Here is a 22,280-nt window from a genome sequence, read left to right as displayed (position 1 = left end):
CACTAGATCTCACCTGTATGCTATGAAACGAAGTAGTATGTGAAAAATGTTGGAAAAGAATTAAGGGGTGCGAGCTGAAGAGCTTATTCTTAAATTTATTTCGCATTTCTGAAATACCCGCTTTTACCCTCAAAACTAATGGGTTTACAGACTTCGAGCCCGAAGAAATATTCACCTTTAGAATGTTGATATATTGTCGGAATTAATCATTGTAGGCTGACCGAAAGAGAAAACCCGCCATTCGGGGAGGCGGGCCTGCTCGTTATATTGTAAATCAGGTCGCCTTATTTGGGACCGATCATGTTCTCCGGGCGGACATACTGGTCGAATTCCTCGTTCGTCAGGTATCCGCCGCCGACCGCTTCTTCGCGAAGAGTCGTTCCGTTCTTGTGGGCGGTCTTGGCGATCTTGGCGCAGATGTCGTAGCCGAGCCGGGAGTTGAGAGCGGTGACCAGCATCAGCGAATTTTCCACGCCGCGTCTGATATTGTCTTCCCGGGCCTCGATGCCGACGACGCAATTGTCGGTGAAGGAGACCGCGGCGTCGCCGAGCAGCTGCACCGACTGCAGGAAATTATAGGCCATCATCGGATTGTAGACGTTCAGTTCGAAATGGCCCTGGCTGCCGGCGAAGGTGAGCGCTGCGTGGTTGCCGAAGATGTGGGCGCAGACCTGGGTCAATGCTTCCGACTGGGTCGGATTGACCTTGCCCGGCATGATCGACGACCCCGGCTCGTTTTCCGGCAGCGATAGTTCGCCAAGGCCCGCACGCGGACCGGAACCGAGGAAGCGGATGTCGTTGGCGATCTTGAAGAGAGCGGCGGCAGCGGCGTTGATCGCGCCGTGGGCGAAGACCATGGAATCATGCGACGCGAGCGCTTCGAACTTGTTCGGGGCGGTGACGAAGGGCAGGCCGGTGATCTTCGAGATCTCCTCGGCTACCTTTTCGGCAAAGCCGACCGGGGCGTTGAGGCCGGTACCGACCGCCGTGCCGCCCTGAGCGAGCTTTGAGAGCGCCGGCAGCGTCAGTTCGATATTGGCGATCGCCGAGCCGACCTGTGCCGCATAACCGGAAAATTCCTGGCCGAGCGTCAGCGGGGTGGCGTCCTGCGTATGGGTGCGGCCGATCTTGATGATGTGGGAGAAGGCCTTGACCTTCACGTCCAGCGCTTCGTGCAGCTGCTTCAGCGACGGGATCAGGTGCCGCACGATGGTTTCGACGCAGGCGATGTGCATGGCCGTCGGGTAGGTGTCGTTCGACGACTGGCTCATGTTGACGTGGTCGTTGGGATGGACGGGCTTCTTGGAGCCCATCACGCCGCCGAGCATTTCGATCGCGCGGTTGGAGATCACCTCATTGGCGTTCATGTTCGACTGGGTGCCGGAACCGGTCTGCCAGACGACCAGCGGGAAGTGGTCGTCGAGCTTGCCGTCGATGACTTCCTGCGCCGCCGCGACGATGACCTTGCCGAGCGAAGCGTCGAGGCCGCCCAGTTCCATGTTGGCGCGGGCGGCGGCCTGCTTGACGATGCCGAGCGCCCGAACGACCGCGAGCGGCTGCTTTTCCCAGCCGATCTTGAAGTTGCCGAGCGAGCGCTGCGCCTGGGCGCCCCAATAACGGTCGCTTGCCACTTCGATCGGGCCAAACGTGTCGGTTTCGGTGCGGGTCGATGCCATCTTCGCTGCCTCTTTTTGCTCGTGGTCGCTGCCGGTGTCTTAAAAGATCAACAACGCGTTACCGCGTCGGAGCCGGCCGGCGGCATTACTATACGATTGCTGAACGTCCGCAAGCCGCCGAAACAGGCTTTTTGGTACGCTTTCGTCGTGCCTTTTATGACACGGACCGCGTAATTATGCAGCAGAATTCGCCCCCTGATGGGGTCCTTGTCGATGGCCGTCAGTAAAAATTTAACGAATAGTTTCTTAACCTTCCGACTGCGCACCGATGCTGTTTTTCGACGGAACTGAAACCCGCCGGACACTCGGGCGTTTCTTTCCATCCCTCGCGCGATCGGTTAGATGGCGTGATACATATTCGAGCCCGCGGATCAGGACGCGGATGCAGGTGACGGGGACGACATTGCAGCACAAACACAAAAAAACTTCGATCGCATTGGCGCTCGTGTCCGGCATCTCGATTTTTACCGGAGCCGCCGTTCCCGCACATGCCGTGACCCTTCTCGATCTCTTGCGTGGTGGTCCTGGGGCAGACCGCCCAAGGCACGCCGATAACGGCCTGCCGGGTGTCGGCGGCAATGCCAGCATGCCGAGCGAGCGCAGTCTCGCCGATCCCGAACCGCTGCCGAAGGTCTCGGGGCCGCGTTATTACACGTATAAGCCGGACGCCGAGCGGGTTGTGAAGACGACCGCCTTCGCTGCGGCGTCCGCGACGGACGGCACGCGCCTTATCACAGAGGCCAGGGTTTCGGCCCCGCCGGAAATTGCCACCGCTCTCGAAGCCTTCTACGGCAAGGCCGCGGAGCCTCTCTGGGTCACCGCCGGCGACGTTAATGACAAGGCGAGGGGAGTGCTGTCGCTCTTCGAGCGGGCTGGCGAATACGGGTTGGAACCGGCCGACTACATCCTGCGGGCCCCGGCGTTGACCACCGCAAGCGTTGCCGCGCCCGCCGATGCGGCAACCCCCATCAATGTTTCCGCAACGACGTCGGCGCCGGTTTCCGCTGCCGATAGCCACGACCGCGCCCTCATGCAGTTCGAACTGGCGCTGTCGGAAAAGGTGCTGATGTTTGCGCAGGACATGGTGCGCGGCCGTATTGATCCGAACAAGGTATCCGGCTACCACGACTTCAAGCGCAAGGACGTCAAGCTTTCCCTCGTCCTGCCTTTCGCGCAGACCGGAACCGATGTCGCAGCCTATCTCCAAAGCCTTGCGCCGCAGGGTTCCCAATTCCAGGCGCTGAAGGCCGAGCTGGCGACGCTGCGCGCCGCCGCCGCCAACGACGGTCCGCGCATTTCGCTGCCGGACGACATTCTCCTGAAGCCGGGCAAGAGCAGCCCGGATATGGCGAGCATCATCGCCGCCATCCAGCATACCGGTTCCGAAGCGCTGAAGACCAAGCATGCGGCGACGCTGACGGCTTACCAGCAGACCCCGGACTACACGCCCGAGCTCGTCGAGGTCGTCAAATCCTTCCAGGCCGAAGTCGGCCTCAAGGCTGACGGCGTCATCGGCAACGCGACGGTGCGCAAGATGGTCGGCCACACGTCGAAGGACAAGATCGAGAAGGTCGAAGTCGCCATGGAACAGGCGCGCTGGCTGCCGGACGATCTCGGCCAGCGTTACGTCTTCATCAACCAGCCGGCCTTCATGGTCTATTATCATGACCGCGGTGCCGAGCAGTTCTCGATGCGCGTCGTGGTCGGCGGCAAGGCCAATCAGACCTATTTCTTCCAGGACGAGATCGAAACGGTCGAGTTCAACCCCTATTGGGGCGTGCCGCAGTCGATCATCATCAACGAGATGCTGCCGCACCTGCGCCAGGATCCGAGCTATCTCGACCGGATGGGTTACGAGGTGTCGATCGGCGGAAAGGCGGTGCCGTCGAGCAGCGTCAACTGGTTCGGCTCGACCGACAAGATTTCCGTGCGCCAGCCGCCGTCGGGCGACAACGCACTCGGCGATCTGAAGATCCTCTTCCCGAACAGCCATGCGATCTACATGCATGACACGCCGTCGAAGAGCTTCTTCCAGCGCGACATGCGGGCACTGAGCCACGGGTGCGTACGTCTTGCCGAACCGCGCAAGATGGCCGCCGCCGTGCTCGGCACGACGATCGACGACGTGAACGGCCGGATTGCCGCCGGCCAGAACGTCGCCACCAAGGTACCGGTAAAGATCCCGGTCTATGTCTCCTACTTCACCGCCTGGCCGAACAAGGACGGCAAGGTCGAATATTTCGACGACGTCTATGGTCGTGACGATGCGACGGTGAGAGCCTTTGCCGCGACAACCAAGGTTCGTGCGGCCCAGAGCTGAGCTTTCTGCCGGGATCGAGTTTGGCTTGCAGAAGAAGGCGGCCTCGTGCCGCCTTTTTACGTGGCTGCCGCCACCCGCTTCACATCGGCCGAAATCAGCGTTTCCACCATTTCCACGGTCAGCTCGTGATAACCGCCGATCACCCGGTCCGGGTTGAGCGTATCGACGGCGACGTCGGAATAACCGAAGCTCACGGCGATCGAGGCAATTCCGGCATTTTGCGCGGCGAGAATATCGTTGACGCTGTCGCCGATCATCACGCTCGTCGCGGGGTCGCCGCCGGCCCGTTCGATGGTGCCGAAAATATGCCGGGCATCCGGCTTGCGGACGGCAAAGGTGTCGCCGCAGGTCATCGCGACAAAGCGATCCAGAAGGCCGAGCTTTTCAAGAAGCGGGAAGGCGAGCCGTTCGGACTTGTTGGTGCAGACGGCGAGCCGCATGCCGGCGGCCGACAGGCGGCCGAGACATGCAACGACACCGTCGTAGGGGCGGCTTCGGCCCGGCATCTCCGCCTCATAATGCTCCATATAGCGGTTGAACAGCCTGGCCGCGGTCGGCTCGTCGAGCGGAACTCTGCGCAGTTCGAAGGCGCGGCGGATCATGACGCGTACGCCCTGGCCGACGAGATGCGTGAGGTCCTCGAACGTCACCGGCTGCAGGCCGACGTCCTCGATCGTATAATTGAGGCTGTCGATCAGATCCGGTGCGGTGTCGATCAGCGTGCCGTCGAGGTCGAAAATGACGAGTGGAGCGGTCAATGGAACCTCGTGAACGTCGTTCGGGGGATGTCCCGGATTACGCAATGCTGCCGTGAAATGCAAATATGCGAGATTCGCCCACCTTCGTAAAACCCAAGGCTTCGTAAAACCCGCCGTGAGGGGACTTTCGTTTGCCGGGAGACGCGTGTAAACAGCGGGTCGGCGAAACAGCGGGGAGCTTTTGGCGGATGGACGCCCGGGAAATGAAAGTCAAGGCGGCGCAAGCGGCACTGGCCTATGTCGAGGACGGCATGAGGCTTGGTATCGGCACCGGTTCGACGGCGGACGAATTCGTCAGGCTACTCGCCGAAAAGGTTCACGAGGGCTTCAAGGTCGAAGGCGTGCCGACGTCCGAGCGTACCGCGCGGCTCTGCGTCGAGCTCGGTGTCCCGCTGAAATCGCTCGACGAGCTTCCGGAGCTCGATCTGACGATTGACGGTGCCGACGAAGTCGATGCCAACCTGACCCTGATCAAGGGCGGCGGCGGTGCATTGCTGCGCGAAAAGATCGTCGCGGCGGCGTCTGCCCGCATGATCGTGATCGCCGACGAAAGCAAGCTCGTCGGCATGCTCGGGGCCTATCCGCTGCCGATCGAAATCAATCCCTTCGGTCAGACGGCGACCCAGATCGCGATCGAAAAGGCCGCCTCCAGATTGGGGTTGAGCGGCGAGTTGAAGCTGCGTAAATCGGGGGCAGATGTCTTCACGACGGATGGCGGCCACTACATTTTCGACGCATCTTTTGGCCGCATTCCTGATGCAGACGCTCTGTCAGCGGAGCTGAATTTCATTCCCGGTGTCGTGGAACACGGGCTGTTCATCCATATGGCGTCCTTAGCGATCATTGCCGGTGAGGCTGGAGCGCGGACGCTCGAGGCGAAGTAAACTAGGAGCAACAAACTCATGATCAGATTCGCGGTTCTCGGCCGTGCCGCCGCTGTGGCTATCCTCTTCTCCGGCGCCTTCACGGTATCGGCTCGCGCACAGGAAGTTTCGGAAGCCCAGCTTGCCGCTGCACGCGATGCGATCGCGTCGCTCAACGTTACGGATCGCTACGACAACATCCTGCCCAACCTGGCGGAGCGTCTGAAGGCTCAGTTCATCCAGGCCTCTCCCAACTTCCAGGGGCAGATCTCCAACGTCGTCGACGAGCAGGCACTCGTGCTTGCGCCGCGCCGTGCCGATCTGGAGAAGGAAGCCGCGACCATCTACGCCAAGAGCTTCTCGGTCGACGAACTGAAGTCGATCTCTACCTTCTTCAACACGGAAACCGGCAAAAAGCTGCTGACCAACCAGCCGCTCGTCAGCCGCGAACTGACCAAGGCCGCTGAAATCTGGGCAAACGGGGTTTCCCGCGACCTGACGAACCAAAGTTCCGAAAAGCTGCGCGGCATCATCGATGCAAACCCGATCAAGCCGCCGGTCGTCGATCCGGCTCCTGCGGAAGCACAGGCCGCACCCGCGCCGGCAAAGCCTGCACCGGCCAAGCCCGCCGCTGCGCCTGCGGCCAAGCCCGCTGCTCCGGCCGCGACCGCTCCGGCCAAGCCCGCTGCTCCGGCTGCCAAGCCGGCTCCGGCTCCTGCACCCAAACCCTGATCGATCCCTCGATCCGCTGAATTTTATGGAAGCCCGGAACAATCCGGGCTTTTCCTTTTGGGGCTCCCGTCCCTATATGTGAGCCACATCCCGCCGCCTGCTCTCAAGGAGAATACCATGACCGCCTATGACTATGATCTCTTCGTGATTGGCGGCGGATCGGGCGGCGTGAGGGCCGGGCGCGTGGCAGCATCGCTAGGCAAGCGGGTGGCGATCGCCGAGGAATATCGTTTCGGCGGCACCTGCGTCATCCGCGGCTGCGTACCGAAGAAGCTCTTCGTCTATGCCTCCCAGTACCACGAGCATTTCGAGGATGCGGTTGGTTACGGCTGGGACGTCGGGGCGAGCACGTTCGACTGGAAGAAGCTGATCGCCGCCAAGGACAGGGAGATCGCCCGCCTTGAAGGCCTCTATCGCAAGGGCCTGGAAAACAACGGCGCCGAAATCCTCGAAACCCGCGCCGAACTGGTCGGCCCCCACACGATCCGGCTCGTGAAGACCGGCAAGACGGTGACCGCCGAAAAGATCGTCATCGCGACCGGCGGGGCGCCCAACCCGCATGCGGCGCTGCCCGGCCACGAACTCTGCATCTCGTCCAACGAAGCCTTTGATTTGCCGGAACTGCCGCGCTCCATCCTGATCACTGGCGGCGGCTATATCGCTGTCGAATTCGCAAACATCTTCCACGGCCTCGGCGTCGACGTGACCCTGATCTATCGCGGCAAGGAAATCCTCTCGCGCTTCGACCACGACATGCGCCAGGGCCTGCACAAGGCGATGGTCGAAAAGGGTATTCGCATCGTTCTGACCGATGTGATCGAGGAGGTGACCAAGGCGGCAGCCGGTGGACTTGTCGCCAGGACGATGAACGGCGAGACGATCGCCGTCGACACCATCATGCTGGCGCTCGGCCGCGATCCGAACACGACGGGGCTCGGCCTCGAAGCCGCGGGCGTCGAGGTGAACGAGCGTGGCGCCATCGTCGTCGACCGATATTCCCGCACCAGCGTGCCGCATATCTATGCGCTCGGTGATGTCACCGACCGGGTGCAGCTGACGCCGGTGGCGATCCACGAGGCGATGTGCTTCGTCGAAACCGAATACAGGAACAATCCAACCGCCCCGGACCACGACCTGATCGCGACCGCCGTCTTCTCGCAGCCCGAGATCGGCACGGTCGGCCTGTCGGAAGAGGAGGCCGCCAAGCGTTATCCGGAGCTTGAAGTCTACCGCGCCGAGTTCCGGCCGATGAAGGCGACGCTTTCGGGACGGGCTGAGAAGATGATCATGAAGCTGGTCGTCGATGCGCAAAGCCGCAAGGTGGTCGGCGCCCACATCCTCGGCCACGATGCCGGCGAGATGGCGCAGCTTCTCGGCATCTCGCTGAAGGCCGGCGTCACCAAGGACGATTTCGACCGCACCATGGCGGTGCATCCGACGGCTTCGGAAGAACTCGTCACCATGTACAACCCAAGCTACCGGGTGAAGAACGGCGAGCGCGTCTGACGCGCTCCCGGGCTCTGGCGCGGCACTAGCTGGTGATGCGCGGCGTGGCGACGATCTTCAGGAAAAGCGTCTGCATGGCCTGGGTAATGCCCTGCGTCGGGCTGACCTCGAAGAAAAGGCCCGGCGTGGCGCATTCCTCCATCTTCGAAGCGATCGTGCTTTGGAAGGGCGCAACCCAGCTCTTGTAAAAGCCGTTTTCCGGCAGTGGAAGATAGGTCGTATAGAGTACTGCCACGCGGATGCCGCGCAGCTTCAGCGTCTCGCAGGCGGTGGTATCGATAGGCTCGATACAGCGCCCGTCGTTGGCGCCCTTCGGACTGGTGCAGCCCTTCGGCTTGTAGCTGTCTCCAACACCGTCGGCCACGAAGAAGACGATCTGTTGCCGGTCGGTATTGCTGGTCCCGTTGCCAGGCACTCCTTTGATTTCAGTGTTGATACCCTTCAGCGCGTCGTCGAAACTGGTCTGCTGGTCATTATTGTAATTCTGGCGTGGAATGCTCATCAGGGTGATCTGGTTGGTGGCCTTGCTGACCTCGCCCAGATTGTAGTCGAGGTTTGCGACCTTGAAGAGCTTCGCATCCATGGCGGTCTTTCCGAAGGTATAGGCGGCCATGCGGAACTGGTTTGCGACCGTCTGGGTATCGGTGGCTTTCGCCATCAGCGCCTTGGTCGCGGCTGCGACAACATCGATGCGGGTGGTGACGTTGTTGTTCTTGGCGACGTTGTAATAGCTGTTCGGATCTTCGTCGCCGTTCTCATAGACGATGTGGCAGGCAAAGGCGCAGTCGGCGTTCTCACCTTTGCTGTCACCGAACCGCGTCGCGTATTTCATCCTATCAACGTCTGCCGGCGTCGCCCCAACACCCATCGAAGGCGTGTTGTCGAGCAGCATGTAGAAGTCGATGAACGAGGGCGTCTGGTATTGCGCGGTGGCCTGGCCGGCAACGGTGATGTCATCCTTGCCGACGATTGTCATGAAGGTGGTCGGCAAGGTGGCGCTGAATGATACGCGCGAGGTCAGGATACCGTTGGTCTTCACCAGGGCGATATCGACGCTGACGGGCAGGGTGGAAAGCTCACCGGACATCTGGCCGAGGAAGATGCTTCGGGCCTCGGCCGGATCGAGCGCCACGCTTCCGTCGCCCTGCAACTGCATAGCCTGGGCGACGGCTTTCGATTTTTCGGCGACCGCGCCGACAGCGGCCGCATCGGCTGCCCCGATGAGCTGCTGCTTGATGGTAAGTGCGTGGCCGAAATCAAGCGCCATGCCAGCGGTGCCGATCAGCGGAACCAGCAGCAACGCGGTCATGACGCCGAAATTGCCGCGGCGATCTTTCCATAGACGTGTCATCGGATGCATCGCCTGCTCCCCAGCAAGAAATTTTCGGCGGAGCGTCGCGCAAATTCGTGAAGTTGTAGCTAAGAACGATAGTAAAAACCCGCGGATGTCTTGATTTCATACTGCATGCGATCTGACCGGCTGCTCCGAATATGGCGCGGACGAGTGGCGGTGAAAGCAGGCAAAACGGCTATGCAACGGTGCTGTTAAGGTTTATAAGCCGCCTCGATTTTAAAGACTTGCCCGGCGGAGGATGGCCGAGGCTGAAACAGGTGAGTGAGATGGCACAGAATTGGACCCCGAGCAGTTGGCGGCAGAAACCGATCCAGCAGGTCCCGGAATTTCCGGACAAGGCCGCGCTGGCAGCGACTGAAGCCCAGCTCGCCACCTTTCCGCCGCTCGTATTTGCCGGTGAGGCCCGCCGCCTGAAGAAGCAACTCGCCAGTGTCGCGGAAGGCAACGCCTTCCTGCTGCAGGGCGGCGACTGCGCCGAAAGCTTCGTCGAACACGGTGCCGACAATATCCGCGACTTCTTCCGTTCGTTCCTGCAGATGGCGGTCGTGCTGACCTATGGCGCCCAGCTTCCGGTCGTCAAGGTCGGCCGCATCGCCGGCCAGTTCGCCAAGCCGCGTTCGTCCAATGTCGAAATGCAAGGCGGCGTCGAACTGCCGTCCTACCGCGGCGATATCATCAACGGCATCGAGTTCTCGCCGGAGTCGCGCATTCCCGATCCGGAACGCCAGATGATGGCCTACCGCCAGTCGGCCGCGACGCTCAACCTGCTGCGCGCCTTCGCGATGGGCGGTTATGCCAATCTCGAAAACGTTCACAAATGGATGCTCGGTTTCGTCAAGGACAGCCCCCAGGGCGAACGTTACCGCAAGCTCGCCGACCGCATCAGCGAGACCATGGATTTCATGAAGGCGATCGGCATCACTGCGGAAAACCAGCCGAGCCTGCGCGAGACGGATTTCTTCACCAGCCATGAAGCGTTGCTGCTCGGCTACGAAGAGGCTTTCACCCGCGTCGACTCCACCTCGGGCGACTGGTACGCAACGTCCGGCCACATGCTGTGGATCGGCGACCGTACCCGCCAGCTCGACCATGCGCATGTCGAATATTTCCGCGGCATCAAGAACCCGATCGGCCTCAAATGCGGCCCGTCGCTGCAGGCCGACAACCTGATCGAACTGATCGACGCGCTCAACCCGACGAACGAAGCCGGTCGGCTGACGCTGATCTGCCGTTTCGGTTACGACAAGGTCGCCGACTCGCTGCCGAAGCTGATCCGTGCCGTCGAACGGGAAGGCAAAAAAGTCGTCTGGTCCTGCGATCCGATGCACGGCAACACGATCACGCTCAACAGTTACAAGACCCGGCCGTTCGACCGGATCCTGTCGGAAGTCGAAAGCTTCTTCCAGATCCACCGCGCCGAAGGCACCCATCCGGGCGGCATCCATATCGAGATGACCGGCAAGGACGTCACCGAATGCACCGGCGGCGCCCGGGCAGTAACGGCGAGCGACCTGCAGGACCGTTACCACACCCATTGCGACCCGCGCCTCAACGCTGACCAGGCACTGGAACTGGCCTTCCTGCTCGCCGAGCGGATGAAGAGTGGCCGCGACGAAAAGCGGATGGTCGTCAACGGCTGAACCGCCGCGCATCATCGTTGAAATCGGAGAAGGCCGGCGGCGACGCCGGCCTTTCCGTATCTTGATATAGCTTCCGTTGATGATCATCATCAGCGGAATAGATTTGACCCCGCGGCCCACGCTCGCGACACTGGGCCGTCGATTTGTCGAGGATGGTGCATGCAGCAGAAGAACAGTGGTCGTTGCCTGTGCGGCGCGATCCGGTTTGAGACGGCGGGTCCGCTGCGGACAGTCACGGCCTGCCATTGCTCGCAATGCCGCCGCCAGACCGGGCTTTATTATGCGGCGACCAGCGTTCGTGCCGAAAACATGACGCTCGAAGGCGAGGAGACGCTGAGCTGGTATCGCGCCAGCGACGAGGCGCGGCGTGGCTTCTGCTCGCAATGCGGCTCGGCACTGTTCTGGCAGGCGGAGGGCGCGGCAAGCATTTCGATCCTGGCGGGCGCCTTCGATCAGCCGAGCGGGCTTGTCATGGGCGAGCATATCTATTGCGCCGACAAGGGAGATTTCTACGAACTGCCGGAGGACGGCGTGCCGCATTATCCGGGCGATCGTCCCGTATCTGCCTGAACGACAAAAAACTCTCGGAACAGCGTTGCCGCCGTCTGCTGCGGACGTTAAATCGGTACCATGACCCAGGATATCAGCCAGACATTTCGTATCGCCGTTGCCCAGCTCAACCCGACAGTCGGCGATATCGTCGGCAATCTGGCGCTGGCCCGAGAAGCCCGAAGAGATGCCGCCCGCGAAGAGGCGGATATCATCCTGTTCACCGAGCTCTTCCTGTCTGGTTATCCGCCGGAAGACCTCGTCCTGAAACCGGCTTTCCTCAACGCCTGCCTGAAGGCGGTGGAGGAGCTTGCGGCCGATACGGCAGACGGCGGCCCTGGCGTCATCATCGGCTTTCCACGTCAAGGCGCGGAAGGCCGGCACAATTCGATCGCCGTGCTCGACGGCGGCAAGGTAATCGCCGTGCGCGACAAGATCGACCTGCCGAATTACGGCGAGTTCGACGAGAAGCGGGTCTTCATCGCCGGTGACATGCCGGGCCCCGTCAATTTCCGCGGCGTGCGACTCGGCATTCCGATCTGCGAGGATATCTGGGGCGATCTTGGCGTCTGCGAGACTCTCTCGGAGAGCGGGGCGGAAATCCTGCTGGTGCCGAACGGTTCGCCTTATTTTCGCGGCAAGGTGGATATCCGCCATCAGGTCGTTCTGAAGCAGGTGATCGAGACAGGCCTGCCGATGATCTACGCGGCCCAGCTCGGCGGTCAGGACGAACTGGTCTTCGACGGCGCCAGCTTCGCCTTCAACACCGACAAGTCGCTCGCCTTCCAGATGAGCCAGTTCGAGGCGGCCGTTGCCGTCACCGAATGGAGACGGATTGGCGAGACCTGGCACTGCGCTCGCGGGCCGATGGCGCGCATTCCGGAAAAGGAGGAGGCGGACTATCGCGCCTGCCTTCTGGGCTTCCGCGACTACGTCAACAAGAACGGCTTCAAGTCGGTCGTTCTCGGCCTGTCCGGCGGCATCGACAGTGCCATCTGCGCGGCGATCGCTGTCGATGCGCTGGGCGAGGAGAGGGTGCGCACGGTGATGCTGCCCTATCGCTACACCTCCGAGGATTCGCTGAAGGACGCAGCCGATTGCGCCAGGGCGCTCGGCTGCCGGTACGACATCGTGCAGATCGCCGAGCCGGTGGACGGTTTTTCGTCAGCGCTGGCCGAGCTGTTCGAAGGAACCGACGAGGGGATTACCGAAGAGAACCTCCAGAGCCGCGCCCGCGGCACGATCCTGATGGCGATCTCCAACAAGTTCGGCTCGATGGTGGTGACGACCGGCAACAAGTCGGAAATGTCGGTCGGCTACGCAACGCTCTACGGCGACATGAACGGCGGCTTCAATCCGATCAAGGACCTCTACAAGATGCAGGTCTACGCGCTGGCCGCCTGGCGCAACGAACACCTGCCGCCGACGGCTCTTGGCCCAAGCGGCGAGGTGATCCCGAAGAACATCATCTCCAAGGCCCCGTCCGCGGAACTCAGACCCAACCAGACCGACCAGGATTCGCTGCCGCCCTATCCGGTGCTCGACGACATTCTCGAATGCCTCGTCGAGCTGGAAATGGGCACCGAGGAGATCGTCGCCCGCGGCCACGACATCGCGACTGTTCACCGGATCGAACACCTGCTCTATCTCGCCGAATACAAGCGGCGCCAATCGGCGCCGGGCGTCAAGATCACCAAGAAGAATTTTGGCCGCGATCGGCGCTATCCGATCACCAACCGTTTCCGCGATCGATAGGAGAGGATCATGGCCCCGCGCAGCTCCGTCGAGATCTTCAATATCCGGACGAGGGCGATGCGGGTGGTCTGGCAGACGGAAGCCCTGTTCGAGGCGCCCAACTGGTCGCCGGACGGGCGCTACCTGATGCTCAACAGCGAGGGCCTGATCTATCGTCTGTCACCGGCGGGTGATGACGGGCCTGAACCGGTCGATACCGGCTTTGCCCGCCAATGCAACAACGACCACGGCATTTCGCCGGACGGTTCGCTGATCGCCATTTCCGACAAGGTCGAGTTCGGCAAGTCGACGATCTATGTGCTTCCCGCCGGCGGCGGCGTGCCGCGGCTGGTGACCCGGAATCTGCCGTCCTATTGGCATGGCTGGTCGCCGGACGGAAAAAACTTCGCCTATTGCGGCATCCGCGGCGACGAGTTCGACATCTATACCATCGGCATCGAAGGTGGCGCAGAGACGCGGCTGACATTCGGCGAGGGCCGCAATGACGGGCCAGACTATTCGCCGGATGGAAAATGGATCTACTTCAATTCCAGTCGCACCGGGCTGATGCAGATCTGGCGCGTCCCGGCCGCAGGCGGCGTCGCGGAGCGGATCACCGACGGCGGTTACGGCGACTGGTTTCCACATCCGTCACCGAAGGGTGACAAGATCGTCTTTGTCTCCTACGACGCCGATGTCTTCGACCATCCGCGCGATCTTGACGTCCGCGTCAGGCTGATGGACATGGACGGCGGCAATGTCGAAACGCTGTTCGAGCTTTTCGGCGGGCAAGGCACGATGAATTCGCCGAACTGGTCGCCTGATGGCGATGAGTTTGCCTATGTGCGCTATTTCCCTGTCGCATGAACGCCTTGCGCCGAAGATAGCGTGAGGGCATAAACAATCCTGTAAGGTGCCGGCGACAAGCCGGAGAATCGGGAATCCGGGGTGGAACCGGAACGTGCCCAACGCTGTGAGGTGGACGCTCGGCCGCAGGATTTTAAAGCCACTGGGATTTTTCCGGGAAGGCGGCGGTGCAGGCGGATGAAGCCAAGTCAGAAGACCGGCCTGACAAGATAGACCAGCCCGCGCGGACGGCGGAAAGGTTTCGAACCTCTTTTTGCCCAAAGGCTTCAAGCCGGGAAGGCAAGGGAGCGACGGCATTGTTGGGGACTTGACGATGCAGACTGATCCTTTCGCGCATGCCTTGCTGCCTGCAGGCGAGTTTTCCAAGGTCGAACGCGCCGCCGTCTACCGGGCGATCGAGACACGCCGCGACGTGCGCGACCAGTTCCTGCCCGATCCGCTGCCGGACGACTTGGTGATGCGGCTGCTCGGCGCCGCCCATGCCGCACCCTCGGTCGGCTTCATGCAGCCCTGGAATTTCATCCTCATCCGCGATCCGGCGGTACGCGAGGCCGCCCGGGCCGCCTTTTCGCGTGCGAATGACGAGGCCGTGGAGATGTTTGCCGAGGAAAGCCGCGACCTCTATCGCAGTCTCAAGCTCGAAGGCATCGTCAAGGCGCCGCTGTCGATCTGCGTCACCTGCGATCCGGACCGCGCCGGTCCGGTCGTGCTCGGCCGGACCCATAATCCGCGCATGGATGCCTATTCGACCGTCTGCGCCGTGCAGAACCTCTGGCTGGCGGCAAGGGCCGAGGGCGTCGGTGTCGGCTGGGTCAGCATTTTCCGCGACGAGGACGTGCGCGGGCTGCTCGGCATTCCCGACCGCGTCGAGATCGTCGCCTGGCTCTGCCTCGGTTACGTCGATCGGCTCTACGGCGAACCCGAACTGGCGCTCAAGGGCTGGCGCCAGCGCTTGGGCCTGGACGCGCTGATCTTTCAGGACCGATGGAACGGCCGCTGACTATTGCTGCGGCTGCGGTCCTGCCGATTTCGGATTGGTGAGATCGATACCCGCTTCGGGCAGGAAGGTCGGCCCGACGGTGCGCACCTTTTTGCTTGGGTCGTATGGCCGCTCCGGCGGTGGTGTGAGCACTGGCGGCGGGACTGCGGTCGCCTGCGGCTTTTGCGGCGGGTGGGTGCGCAGGTTGGTAATTCCGGAATAAGGCTCCTCTTGCCTGGGAAGCTCGATGCCCGGCACCTTTCGCTTGTCGTCGACTACAGGCGGCAGCGGCTCGAAAGAAGGGATGCAGCGCTGTTCGCGAATGGCGGCGAGAATGGCATTCCGCTCTTCCGAGGGCAGGATCATCTGCCGCGAACCGTTGCGCTCTGCCATCAGCGTGTCGCGGCTCTGCTCCATTCTTCCCAGCGCATCCCGCATCTGGCCGCAGACCTCGGCATTGGGGCCGCCGAGAACTACGACGCTGCCGTTGCCGCAGCCGGCGCGGCGCATGTCGACCCGCAGTTCACGGATGTCGGCATTATATTCGCCGAGCTGCTGGGCGTAGGAGCGCGCCGCAGACGTGTTGCCGATGATTTCCGGGCTGTTTCCAAGTTTCCGGTAAAGCGCTGCGCAAACGGCGGGGTCTCCCGCCAGCGCTGCGGCAGGCAAAAACAAGAGCGGTATGGTCAGCAGGCCGCGAAGCGGTATCGGCAATTCCGGCATCCTCTCCTTTAGTTAGTAGAAGATGCCATCATGGAACGTGCCGGTTGATAATCTCATAAAGCCGCGATCACCGCACGGTGAAATCTATCCAGGGGCCGGCTGAGCCCCGGGCGGGGCTCAAATCATCGCATCGAGAGAATTATGCAACTCAGGATTGAAATTGCAGATTGGGTTGCGATGCTTCCACGACGGCGAGCGCCGCCATGTTCACCACGCCGCGCGACGTGACCGAGGACGACAGGATATGCGCCGGTTGGGCCGCCCCGAGAAGGATGGGGCCGACATGCAGGGCGTCCGTGAGGTTGCGGACGAGACCAAGCGAGATGTTTGCCGCATCGAGGTTCGGGAAAACCAGCAGGTTGGCTTCGCCGGTCAGCGAACTGTCCGGCATGGCCCGCTTGCGCAGCGTTTCCGACAATGCCGAACCACCTTGCATTTCGCCGTCCACTTCCAGCTCCGGCGCCCGCTGGCGCACCAGCTTCAGGGCAGCCCGCATCTTCTGCGCACTCTCGGAATCGCGCGAGCCGAAATTCGAGTGGCAGATCAGCGCCGCCTTCGGGGTGATGCCGAACCGGCGGATTTCCTCTGCCGCCAGAATGGTGATCTCGGCAATTTCCTGCGCGGACGGGTTGTAGTTGACGAACGTGTCGGTGAAGAACATCGCGCCGCGCTGGGAAATCACCAGGCTGAGGCCCGAGAAGGCGCAGACGCCCGGACGCTTGCCGATGATCTGGTTCACGTCGCTGAGGTGCTTGTCATAACGGCCCTCGACGCCGCAGATCAGCGCATCCGCATCACCGCGCTTGACCGCCAGCGCACCGATTACCGTATTGTTGGTGCGCACGATCGTGCGCGCCGCTTCCGGATTGATGCCTTCGCGGCCGACCAGTGCGAAATATTCGTCGACATAATCGCGGTAGCGCGGATCGTCTTCCGGGTTGACCACGGCGAAATCGACATTCGGGCGGATGCGGATGCCGAAACGGGCAAGCCGCGCCTCGATGACCGAAGGACGGCCGATCAGGATCGGCGTCGCGGTCTTTTCCTCGAGCAGGACCTGGGCGGCGCGCAGCACGCGCTCGTCCTCGCCTTCCGAAAAGATCACCCGGTTCTTTTCGGAAACCTTGGCGGCGCTGAAGATCGGCTTCATCACGAAACCGGAGCGCCAGACGAAGCGGTTCAGCTGGTCGAGATAGGCCTCAAAATCCTGGATCGGGCGCGCGGCGACGCCGGTCTCGGCAGCGGCCCTTGCGACCGCAGGCGCAATGCGCAGGATGAGGCGTGGATCGAAGGGCGAGGGGATCAGATAGTCTGCGCCAAAAATCGGCGACTCGCCGGAATAGGCGCGCGCCGCGACGTCGGAAACTTCCTCGCGGGCAAGCGCTGCGATCGCCTTGACCGCCGCCATCTTCATTTCTTCGTTGATCGTCCGGGCGCCGCAATCGAGCGCGCCGCGGAAGATATAGGGGAAGCACAGCACGTTGTTGACCTGGTTCGGGAAGTCCGAACGGCCGGTGCAGATCATCGCGTCGGGACGGGCGGCGCGGGCAAGCTCGGGCATGATTTCCGGCGTCGGATTGGCAAGCGCCATGATCAGCGGCTTGTCGGCCATCTGCTCCAGGAGCTCGGGCTTCAGCACGCCGGCGGCGGACAGGCCGAGAAACACGTCGGCACCGCCGATGCTGTCGGCAAGCACGCGCTTGTCGGACTTCTGAGTGTAGATTTCCTTCCACTCGTCCATCAACGTATTGCGGCCGTCATAGACGAGGCCTTCGATGTCGTGGACCCAGATATTCTCCTTTTTCGCGCCGAGCGAAACGAGGAGATGCAGGCAGGCGAGTGCCGCGGCACCCGCGCCCGAGGTGACGATTTTCACCTCGGCGATGTTCTTGCCGGCGAGCTCAAGCCCGTTCAGGACCGCGGCGGCGACGATGATCGCCGTGCCGTGCTGGTCGTCGTGGAAGACCGGGATGTTCATTTTTTCGCGCAGCCGGCGCTCGACTTCGAAACATTCCGGCGACTTGATGTCTTCGAGGTTGATGCCGCCGAAGGTCGGCTCGAGCGCCGAAACCGTCGAGACCATCGCCTCGATGCCGGGCGCGTCGATCTCGATGTCGAAAACGTCGATGCCGGCGAATTTCTTGAAGAGGACGGCCTTGCCTTCCATGACCGGCTTGGAGGCCAGCGGGCCGATATTGCCGAGCCCAAGCACGGCCGAACCGTTTGAAACGACGGCGACGAGGTTGGCGCGGGCGGTATAGTCCGCGGCCATGTCCGGGTTGTCGCGGATCGCCAGACATGGTGCTGCGACACCCGGAGAATAGGCAAGCGCCAGGTCGCGCTGGTTGCCGAGCGGCTTGGTCGCCTGGATCTCCAGCTTGCCGGGCCGCGGATAGCGGTGGAAGAACAGCGCCTGCTCATCGAGATCGGCATTGGCTGGGGAAGTTACGGGCATATTCGATGTCATTGCGACCTCGGCGTCTTTCTCGGGAATGGGTCCCTCAATACAACAAATCGAACGGGGGTCCATCCCAGATATTTGCCTCGCCGAATAAAACAAAGCCCGGAGAGGCGCTTGGCCTCTCCGGGCTTTTCGTCGTCTGGGTCAAGGCCCTTATGTCACGCTCTTCGTATCAGCCGCCGCTTTTCGACAGCATGGTCCGCATTTCGGCGCCGAAGGTCTTCAGGGCTTGTGCTTCCGGTGTCTTGCCGAGCACGATCGCTTCCCAGACCGATGGTTCCTTGGCGCGGATCGCCGGCATTGCCGGCGGGCGCGAGCGGACAAAGGCCACGTCGAGCTGCTTGATGGCAACCGAATAACCGGGCTCTTCAGCGATCGCTTTCTTGGCGATGTCGACGTCGGCGGTCTTCTTCATGATCGGCAGGTAGCCGGTCTCGACGAAGGTGATCGCATTGATTTCCGGGCGCGAGATGAATTTCAGGAACGCCCAGGCGCCCTTGCGATGGGCTTCGTCGGAGGCCGAGTTGATGCCGATCGTCGCACCGCCGATCGGGGCAGCGCATTTGACGCCGCAAGGCAGCGGGGCAACGCCGAGATCGAACTTCACCGCACCGCGGAGCGCACCGAAACCGCCGGTCGAATCGAAATTGATCGCGGCCTGGCCGCTGGTGAAATATTGGCTGCCGAGGCTTTCGTTGATCGCCGCTGCTTCCGGCGAAACCTTGTCCTTGCGGATGAGGTCGGCCATGTAGGTATAGGCGCCGATCGAGGCGGCGCTATCCATCAGAACGGAATTGTCCTTGGGGCTGACCCATTCGCCGCCGGCCTGTGCAACGAAGGCCCAGCGCACGAACTGGCCGAGCCCGATGACACCCCACTGCTTGACGTCATTGCCCTGGCGAACCGTGAGCTTGGCGGACATCTGGCGCAGTTCATCCCACGTCTTCGGCGGTGCATTCGGGTCGAGGCCTGCAGCGCGGAAAGCGTCCCTGTTGTAGTACATGACCGGTGTCGAGACGTTGAACGGCAGCACGTAGGATTTGCCGAGATATTTCGGGCCTTCAAGCGCGAACGACTGGTACTGGTCAAGGAATTCGCCGCCTTCCTTCTGAAGGTAGGGGTCGAGCTGCTCGAGCACGCCGGAATCGGCGAACAGGCCGTAGCGGGTGACCTCCAGCATCATGAGGTCCGGTGCCTGGCCGGCCGGGATTGCGGCCTGCAGCTTGGTGGTCGTGTCGTCGTAATTTCCGGTATATTCGGCCTTCAGCTTGTACTCGCTCTGCGAGGCGTTGAACTTGTCGACGATCTGGTTGACCGCGTCCGTGCCCTTTTTGGGGAGCGAATGCCAGAAGGTGATTTCGACGGGGGCGGCAAGAGCCGACTGGCCCGCAAGCACCGCGACGGCGGCCGCGATAAGCAGTTTCCTCAACATCCCATTCTCTCCTTTTCGTTGAAACGGCGGTTGAAATACCGGTTCGACGGCCCAGACCGCTATCGCGAAAGGGTAGGAAGGGGACGTTACAGGCGAATGACGCGGGGAGTGGAAAATGTCACGAGACTTTCGCACTGGCCCGCTAAGTCAAAGCGTGACCTTGGGAAAACGTTGGAATGCGATGCGGATATTGAGGCCCTATCTCTATCTTCTGCCCTGTGTCGGGCTGCTCGGCCTCTTCATCTATTGGCCAATCGTCTATTCTGCCTGGCTCAGCATCCACCAGACCAATATCCTCAACGGCCGCTCCAGATATGTGGGCTTCGACAACTATCTTGAGCTGTTCGGCTCGGACCAGTTCCATCATTCCCTCTGGGTGACCTTTCTCCTGATGCTGGTGAGCGTGCCGCCGCGACTGATCCTGGCGCTGGCGCTTGCCCATCTCCTGAGGGAAAGCCATGCTTTTGCACGGCTGCTGCGGGGCGTCTATTTCCTTCCCTATGTCACCAGTTCCGTGGCGATTTCGGTGATCTGGAGCTGGATGTTCAACACCGATATCGGCTTCATCAACCTGACGCTCGGCGCCATCGGCATCGGCAAGGTTCCTTGGCTGCAGGACGTCAACCTGGCGCTGGTCGCGGTCGGCATCGTGGCGATCTGGAAACAGCTCGGTTACGATACGCTGCTGTTCATTGCCGGGCTCAATGCCATTCCTGACGACTATTACGAAGCCGCGCGCATCGACCGGGCAGGGCGCTGGCGCCGCTTCAGGGACATCACCTTTCCATTGGTCGCGCCGACCACACTGTTCCTGCTCGTGGTCTCCGTGATCGACAGTTTTCAGATCTTCACGCTCGTCAACGTCATCACCCGCGGCGGGCCGGCCAACGGCACCGATGTCCTGATGAACTTCCTCTATTACCTGAGCTTTACCCTGTTCGACATCTCGACAGGATCGGCATTGGCCGTGCTCCTGTTTCTCGGACTGGTCGCCATCACGCTCGCAAAGCTCGCCTTTGCCAGGGACAAAGTGAATTATGACCTTTCCTGATCGTCTCCTCCATTTCCTCGGCTGGGCGGGGGCGGCGCTGCTCGGCCTCGGTGTGGTCTTTCCCTTCCTGATCGGCATCGGCGCCTCGCTGCTCGCACCGTCCGACCTCCTCAATCCCAATGTCGCCGAATGGTCGCTGCATCCGGGCAATTATCTGCGGGTGTTCACAGAGGCAGGGCTCGGCGCCTATTTCATCAATTCGATCATTATCGCGCTGTCGACCACCGTCGGTACAATGATCACCTCGATCCTTGCAGCCTATGCCTTTGCCCGCATGGAGTTCCGCGGCCGCAACATGCTGTTCTGGGCGGTGCTCGGCACGCTGACCATTCCGGAACTGATCTGCATCATTCCCAATTACCTGCTGATGGCCAAGATGAAGCTGGTGCCGAGCATCTGGGCGGCGGTGCTGCCCCAGCTTGCCTCCGGTTTCGTGACCTTCTTCCTGCGCCAGCATTTCATGGGCGTGCCAAAGGTCTACGAGGAGGCGGCACGCCTGGACGGCGCCAGCCATTTCAAGATCCTGATCGATGTCATCGTGCCGATCTGCTGGGCCGCGATCGCCTCGATGGCGCTGTTTGCCTTCATCGCCCAGTGGAACTCCTATCTCTGGCCGCTGATCGTGCTGCGCGGCGATACGCAGACCGTGCAGATCGCGCTCGCCAACCTTCAGGCGTCGGTGCGCGAACAGCCGTTTACCGACTGGCCCCTGATCCTTGCGGCGAGCTGCGTAGTCCTGTTGCCGAGCATCGTGTTTTTCTTATTTGCCGAACGCCAGCTGGTGCAGGGCGCGGGTCTCGGCGGCATCAAGTGAGGTTTCGAATGACCAAGATCGCATCCCATCGCGGCGGCACCCATCTGTGGCCGGAAAATTCCAGGCTCGCCTTCCGCCAGACCGCCGCGCTGCCGATTGAACTCGTCGAATTCGACGTCCACCACACTGCCGACGAGGTTCTGGTCGTCCATCACGATGCAACGATCGACCGGATGACCGACGGCAAGGGCGAGATCGGCAGGCTCACCTACGAACAACTGTCGAAATTCGTCATCGTCGGCGCGGCAGGTGAAACCATTCCGACCCTCGACGAGGTGATCGACATCTTCGCGCTGTCGCTGGTCGACCTGCGCCTCGAGATCAAGACACGGCCGGATGGGACCGCCTACGAGGGCATGGAGGAGGCGATTGTCGAGCGGCTGGTCGCCAGCGGCATGCTTTCCCGCTGCATGGTGACGAGTTTCTCGCTGGAGCGGCTCGACGCCTTCCGAAAGGCGCTTGAGGCGGCCGGCCACAATGTTTCGGAGCTTCTCGGCTTCGTATGGCTCTGCTCGCCGGCAGTCATCCGCCAGGTGGGCTGGGTCGGCATTGACGCCGCCTTGGCCGCCTATGGAGTTTTCGAGATCGGCATTCGTGCCGAAATGATCTCCGCGCTCGCAATTGCCCCGTTGAGCGACCGCGGCGTGATCATCCACGGATGGGCCGCGCACGACATCGAAATGGCAACGCGGATGTTCGATCTCGGTATGGCGAGCTTCACCACCGATCGCCCGGATATCGCGATTGCGACCCGCGCCAAGCGGGAGATGAGGTAGTCATGCGGCATCCTGTCATCATCCTGAAACACGAGTCTGGTTTTG

At 61.7% G+C, this 22,280-nt stretch carries 18 protein-coding genes and 1 riboswitch; of the genes, 12 read left to right on the top strand and 6 right to left on the bottom strand.

What is annotated here, in order from left to right:
- Positions 1-284: 284 nt before the first annotated feature.
- A complete protein-coding gene (gene fumC / locus AC1D3C_RS07815; RefSeq protein ID WP_477482498.1) occupies positions 285-1,676 on the bottom strand; it encodes a class II fumarate hydratase in 1,392 nt (463 codons plus the stop codon).
- A gap of 382 nt (positions 1,677-2,058) precedes the next feature.
- Here fumC and AC1D3C_RS07810 point away from each other — a divergent pair, with 382 nt between their 5' ends.
- The gene (locus AC1D3C_RS07810) at positions 2,059-3,996 is read left to right on the top strand and encodes a L,D-transpeptidase family protein (protein ID WP_477482497.1); all 1,938 of its coding nucleotides are present in this window, start codon (positions 2,059-2,061) and stop codon (positions 3,994-3,996) included.
- A gap of 56 nt (positions 3,997-4,052) precedes the next feature.
- Here the strand turns inward: AC1D3C_RS07810 and AC1D3C_RS07805 are convergent, their stop codons facing one another.
- Positions 4,053-4,754: an HAD family hydrolase gene (locus AC1D3C_RS07805; protein ID WP_477482496.1), complete on the bottom strand. Its 702-nt coding sequence runs from the start codon at positions 4,752-4,754 to the stop codon at positions 4,053-4,055.
- Positions 4,755-4,942: 188 nt separating this feature from the next.
- Between AC1D3C_RS07805 and rpiA the strand changes: the two genes are divergently transcribed.
- The 3 genes from rpiA (at position 4,943) to gor (ending at position 7,855) form a co-directional block, all read left to right on the top strand.
- Positions 4,943-5,638: a ribose-5-phosphate isomerase RpiA gene (gene rpiA, locus AC1D3C_RS07800; RefSeq protein WP_038542788.1), complete on the top strand. Its 696-nt coding sequence runs from the start codon at positions 4,943-4,945 to the stop codon at positions 5,636-5,638.
- An 18-nt stretch (positions 5,639-5,656) separates the two neighbouring features.
- Positions 5,657-6,349 carry a DUF2059 domain-containing protein gene (locus AC1D3C_RS07795; protein ID WP_038542790.1) on the top strand — a complete coding sequence of 231 codons (693 nt, stop codon included), beginning with the start codon at positions 5,657-5,659 and terminating at the stop codon, positions 6,347-6,349.
- A 117-nt stretch (positions 6,350-6,466) separates the two neighbouring features.
- A complete protein-coding gene (gene gor / locus AC1D3C_RS07790; RefSeq protein WP_477482495.1) occupies positions 6,467-7,855 on the top strand; it encodes a glutathione-disulfide reductase in 1,389 nt (462 codons plus the stop codon).
- Positions 7,856-7,880: 25 nt separating this feature from the next.
- Here the strand turns inward: gor and AC1D3C_RS07785 are convergent, their stop codons facing one another.
- On the bottom strand, positions 7,881-9,215 hold the full coding sequence (locus AC1D3C_RS07785) for a TadE/TadG family type IV pilus assembly protein (protein WP_477482494.1): 1,335 nt from the start codon (positions 9,213-9,215) through the stop codon (positions 7,881-7,883).
- 260 nt (positions 9,216-9,475) lie between these two features.
- Here AC1D3C_RS07785 and AC1D3C_RS07780 point away from each other — a divergent pair, with 260 nt between their 5' ends.
- The 5 genes from AC1D3C_RS07780 (at position 9,476) to bluB (ending at position 14,999) form a co-directional block, all read left to right on the top strand.
- Positions 9,476-10,849: a class II 3-deoxy-7-phosphoheptulonate synthase gene (locus AC1D3C_RS07780; protein ID WP_247038314.1), complete on the top strand. Its 1,374-nt coding sequence runs from the start codon at positions 9,476-9,478 to the stop codon at positions 10,847-10,849.
- Positions 10,850-11,008: 159 nt separating this feature from the next.
- Positions 11,009-11,419: a GFA family protein gene (locus tag AC1D3C_RS07775; protein WP_477482493.1), complete on the top strand. Its 411-nt coding sequence runs from the start codon at positions 11,009-11,011 to the stop codon at positions 11,417-11,419.
- A gap of 60 nt (positions 11,420-11,479) precedes the next feature.
- Positions 11,480-13,153: an NAD+ synthase gene (locus tag AC1D3C_RS07770; RefSeq protein WP_477482492.1), complete on the top strand. Its 1,674-nt coding sequence runs from the start codon at positions 11,480-11,482 to the stop codon at positions 13,151-13,153.
- 9 nt (positions 13,154-13,162) lie between these two features.
- Positions 13,163-13,999: a TolB family protein gene (locus AC1D3C_RS07765; RefSeq protein WP_477482491.1), complete on the top strand. Its 837-nt coding sequence runs from the start codon at positions 13,163-13,165 to the stop codon at positions 13,997-13,999.
- 27 nt (positions 14,000-14,026) lie between these two features.
- A riboswitch (cobalamin riboswitch) is annotated at positions 14,027-14,218 on the top strand.
- A gap of 94 nt (positions 14,219-14,312) precedes the next feature.
- Positions 14,313-14,999 (top strand): 5,6-dimethylbenzimidazole synthase, encoded by a 687-nt coding sequence (gene bluB, locus AC1D3C_RS07760; RefSeq protein ID WP_477482490.1) that lies wholly within the window; start codon positions 14,313-14,315, stop codon positions 14,997-14,999.
- Here bluB and AC1D3C_RS07755 read toward each other — a convergent pair whose 3' ends face one another.
- The 3 genes from AC1D3C_RS07755 to AC1D3C_RS07745 form a co-directional block, all read right to left on the bottom strand.
- On the bottom strand, positions 15,000-15,701 hold the full coding sequence (locus AC1D3C_RS07755; RefSeq protein WP_477482489.1) for a hypothetical protein: 702 nt from the start codon (positions 15,699-15,701) through the stop codon (positions 15,000-15,002).
- A gap of 148 nt (positions 15,702-15,849) precedes the next feature.
- Positions 15,850-18,156, bottom strand: coding sequence for an NADP-dependent malic enzyme (locus AC1D3C_RS07750; protein ID WP_477482488.1), 2,307 nt, complete (start codon positions 18,154-18,156; stop codon positions 15,850-15,852).
- Between the two features lie 178 nt (positions 18,157-18,334).
- Positions 18,335-19,594 (bottom strand): ABC transporter substrate-binding protein, encoded by a 1,260-nt coding sequence (locus AC1D3C_RS07745; RefSeq protein ID WP_477482487.1) that lies wholly within the window; start codon positions 19,592-19,594, stop codon positions 18,335-18,337.
- 181 nt (positions 19,595-19,775) lie between these two features.
- Between AC1D3C_RS07745 and AC1D3C_RS07740 the strand changes: the two genes are divergently transcribed.
- The 3 genes from AC1D3C_RS07740 to AC1D3C_RS07730 are packed head-to-tail and all read left to right on the top strand — an operon-like array spanning position 19,776 to position 22,235.
- The gene (locus AC1D3C_RS07740) at positions 19,776-20,645 is read left to right on the top strand and encodes a carbohydrate ABC transporter permease (RefSeq protein WP_038542808.1); all 870 of its coding nucleotides are present in this window, start codon (positions 19,776-19,778) and stop codon (positions 20,643-20,645) included.
- Positions 20,632-21,459 carry a carbohydrate ABC transporter permease gene (locus AC1D3C_RS07735; RefSeq protein ID WP_477482486.1) on the top strand — a complete coding sequence of 276 codons (828 nt, stop codon included), beginning with the start codon at positions 20,632-20,634 and terminating at the stop codon, positions 21,457-21,459. The genes AC1D3C_RS07740 and AC1D3C_RS07735 overlap by 14 nt, the downstream gene beginning before the upstream one ends.
- 8 nt (positions 21,460-21,467) lie before the next feature.
- On the top strand, positions 21,468-22,235 hold the full coding sequence (locus tag AC1D3C_RS07730) for a glycerophosphodiester phosphodiesterase (protein ID WP_477482485.1): 768 nt from the start codon (positions 21,468-21,470) through the stop codon (positions 22,233-22,235).
- Positions 22,236-22,280: the final 45 nt, after the last annotated feature.

Source organism: Neorhizobium sp. P1_A6 (genome assembly GCF_056406795.1).
This window is presented reverse-complemented; position numbering and strand designations above follow the sequence as displayed.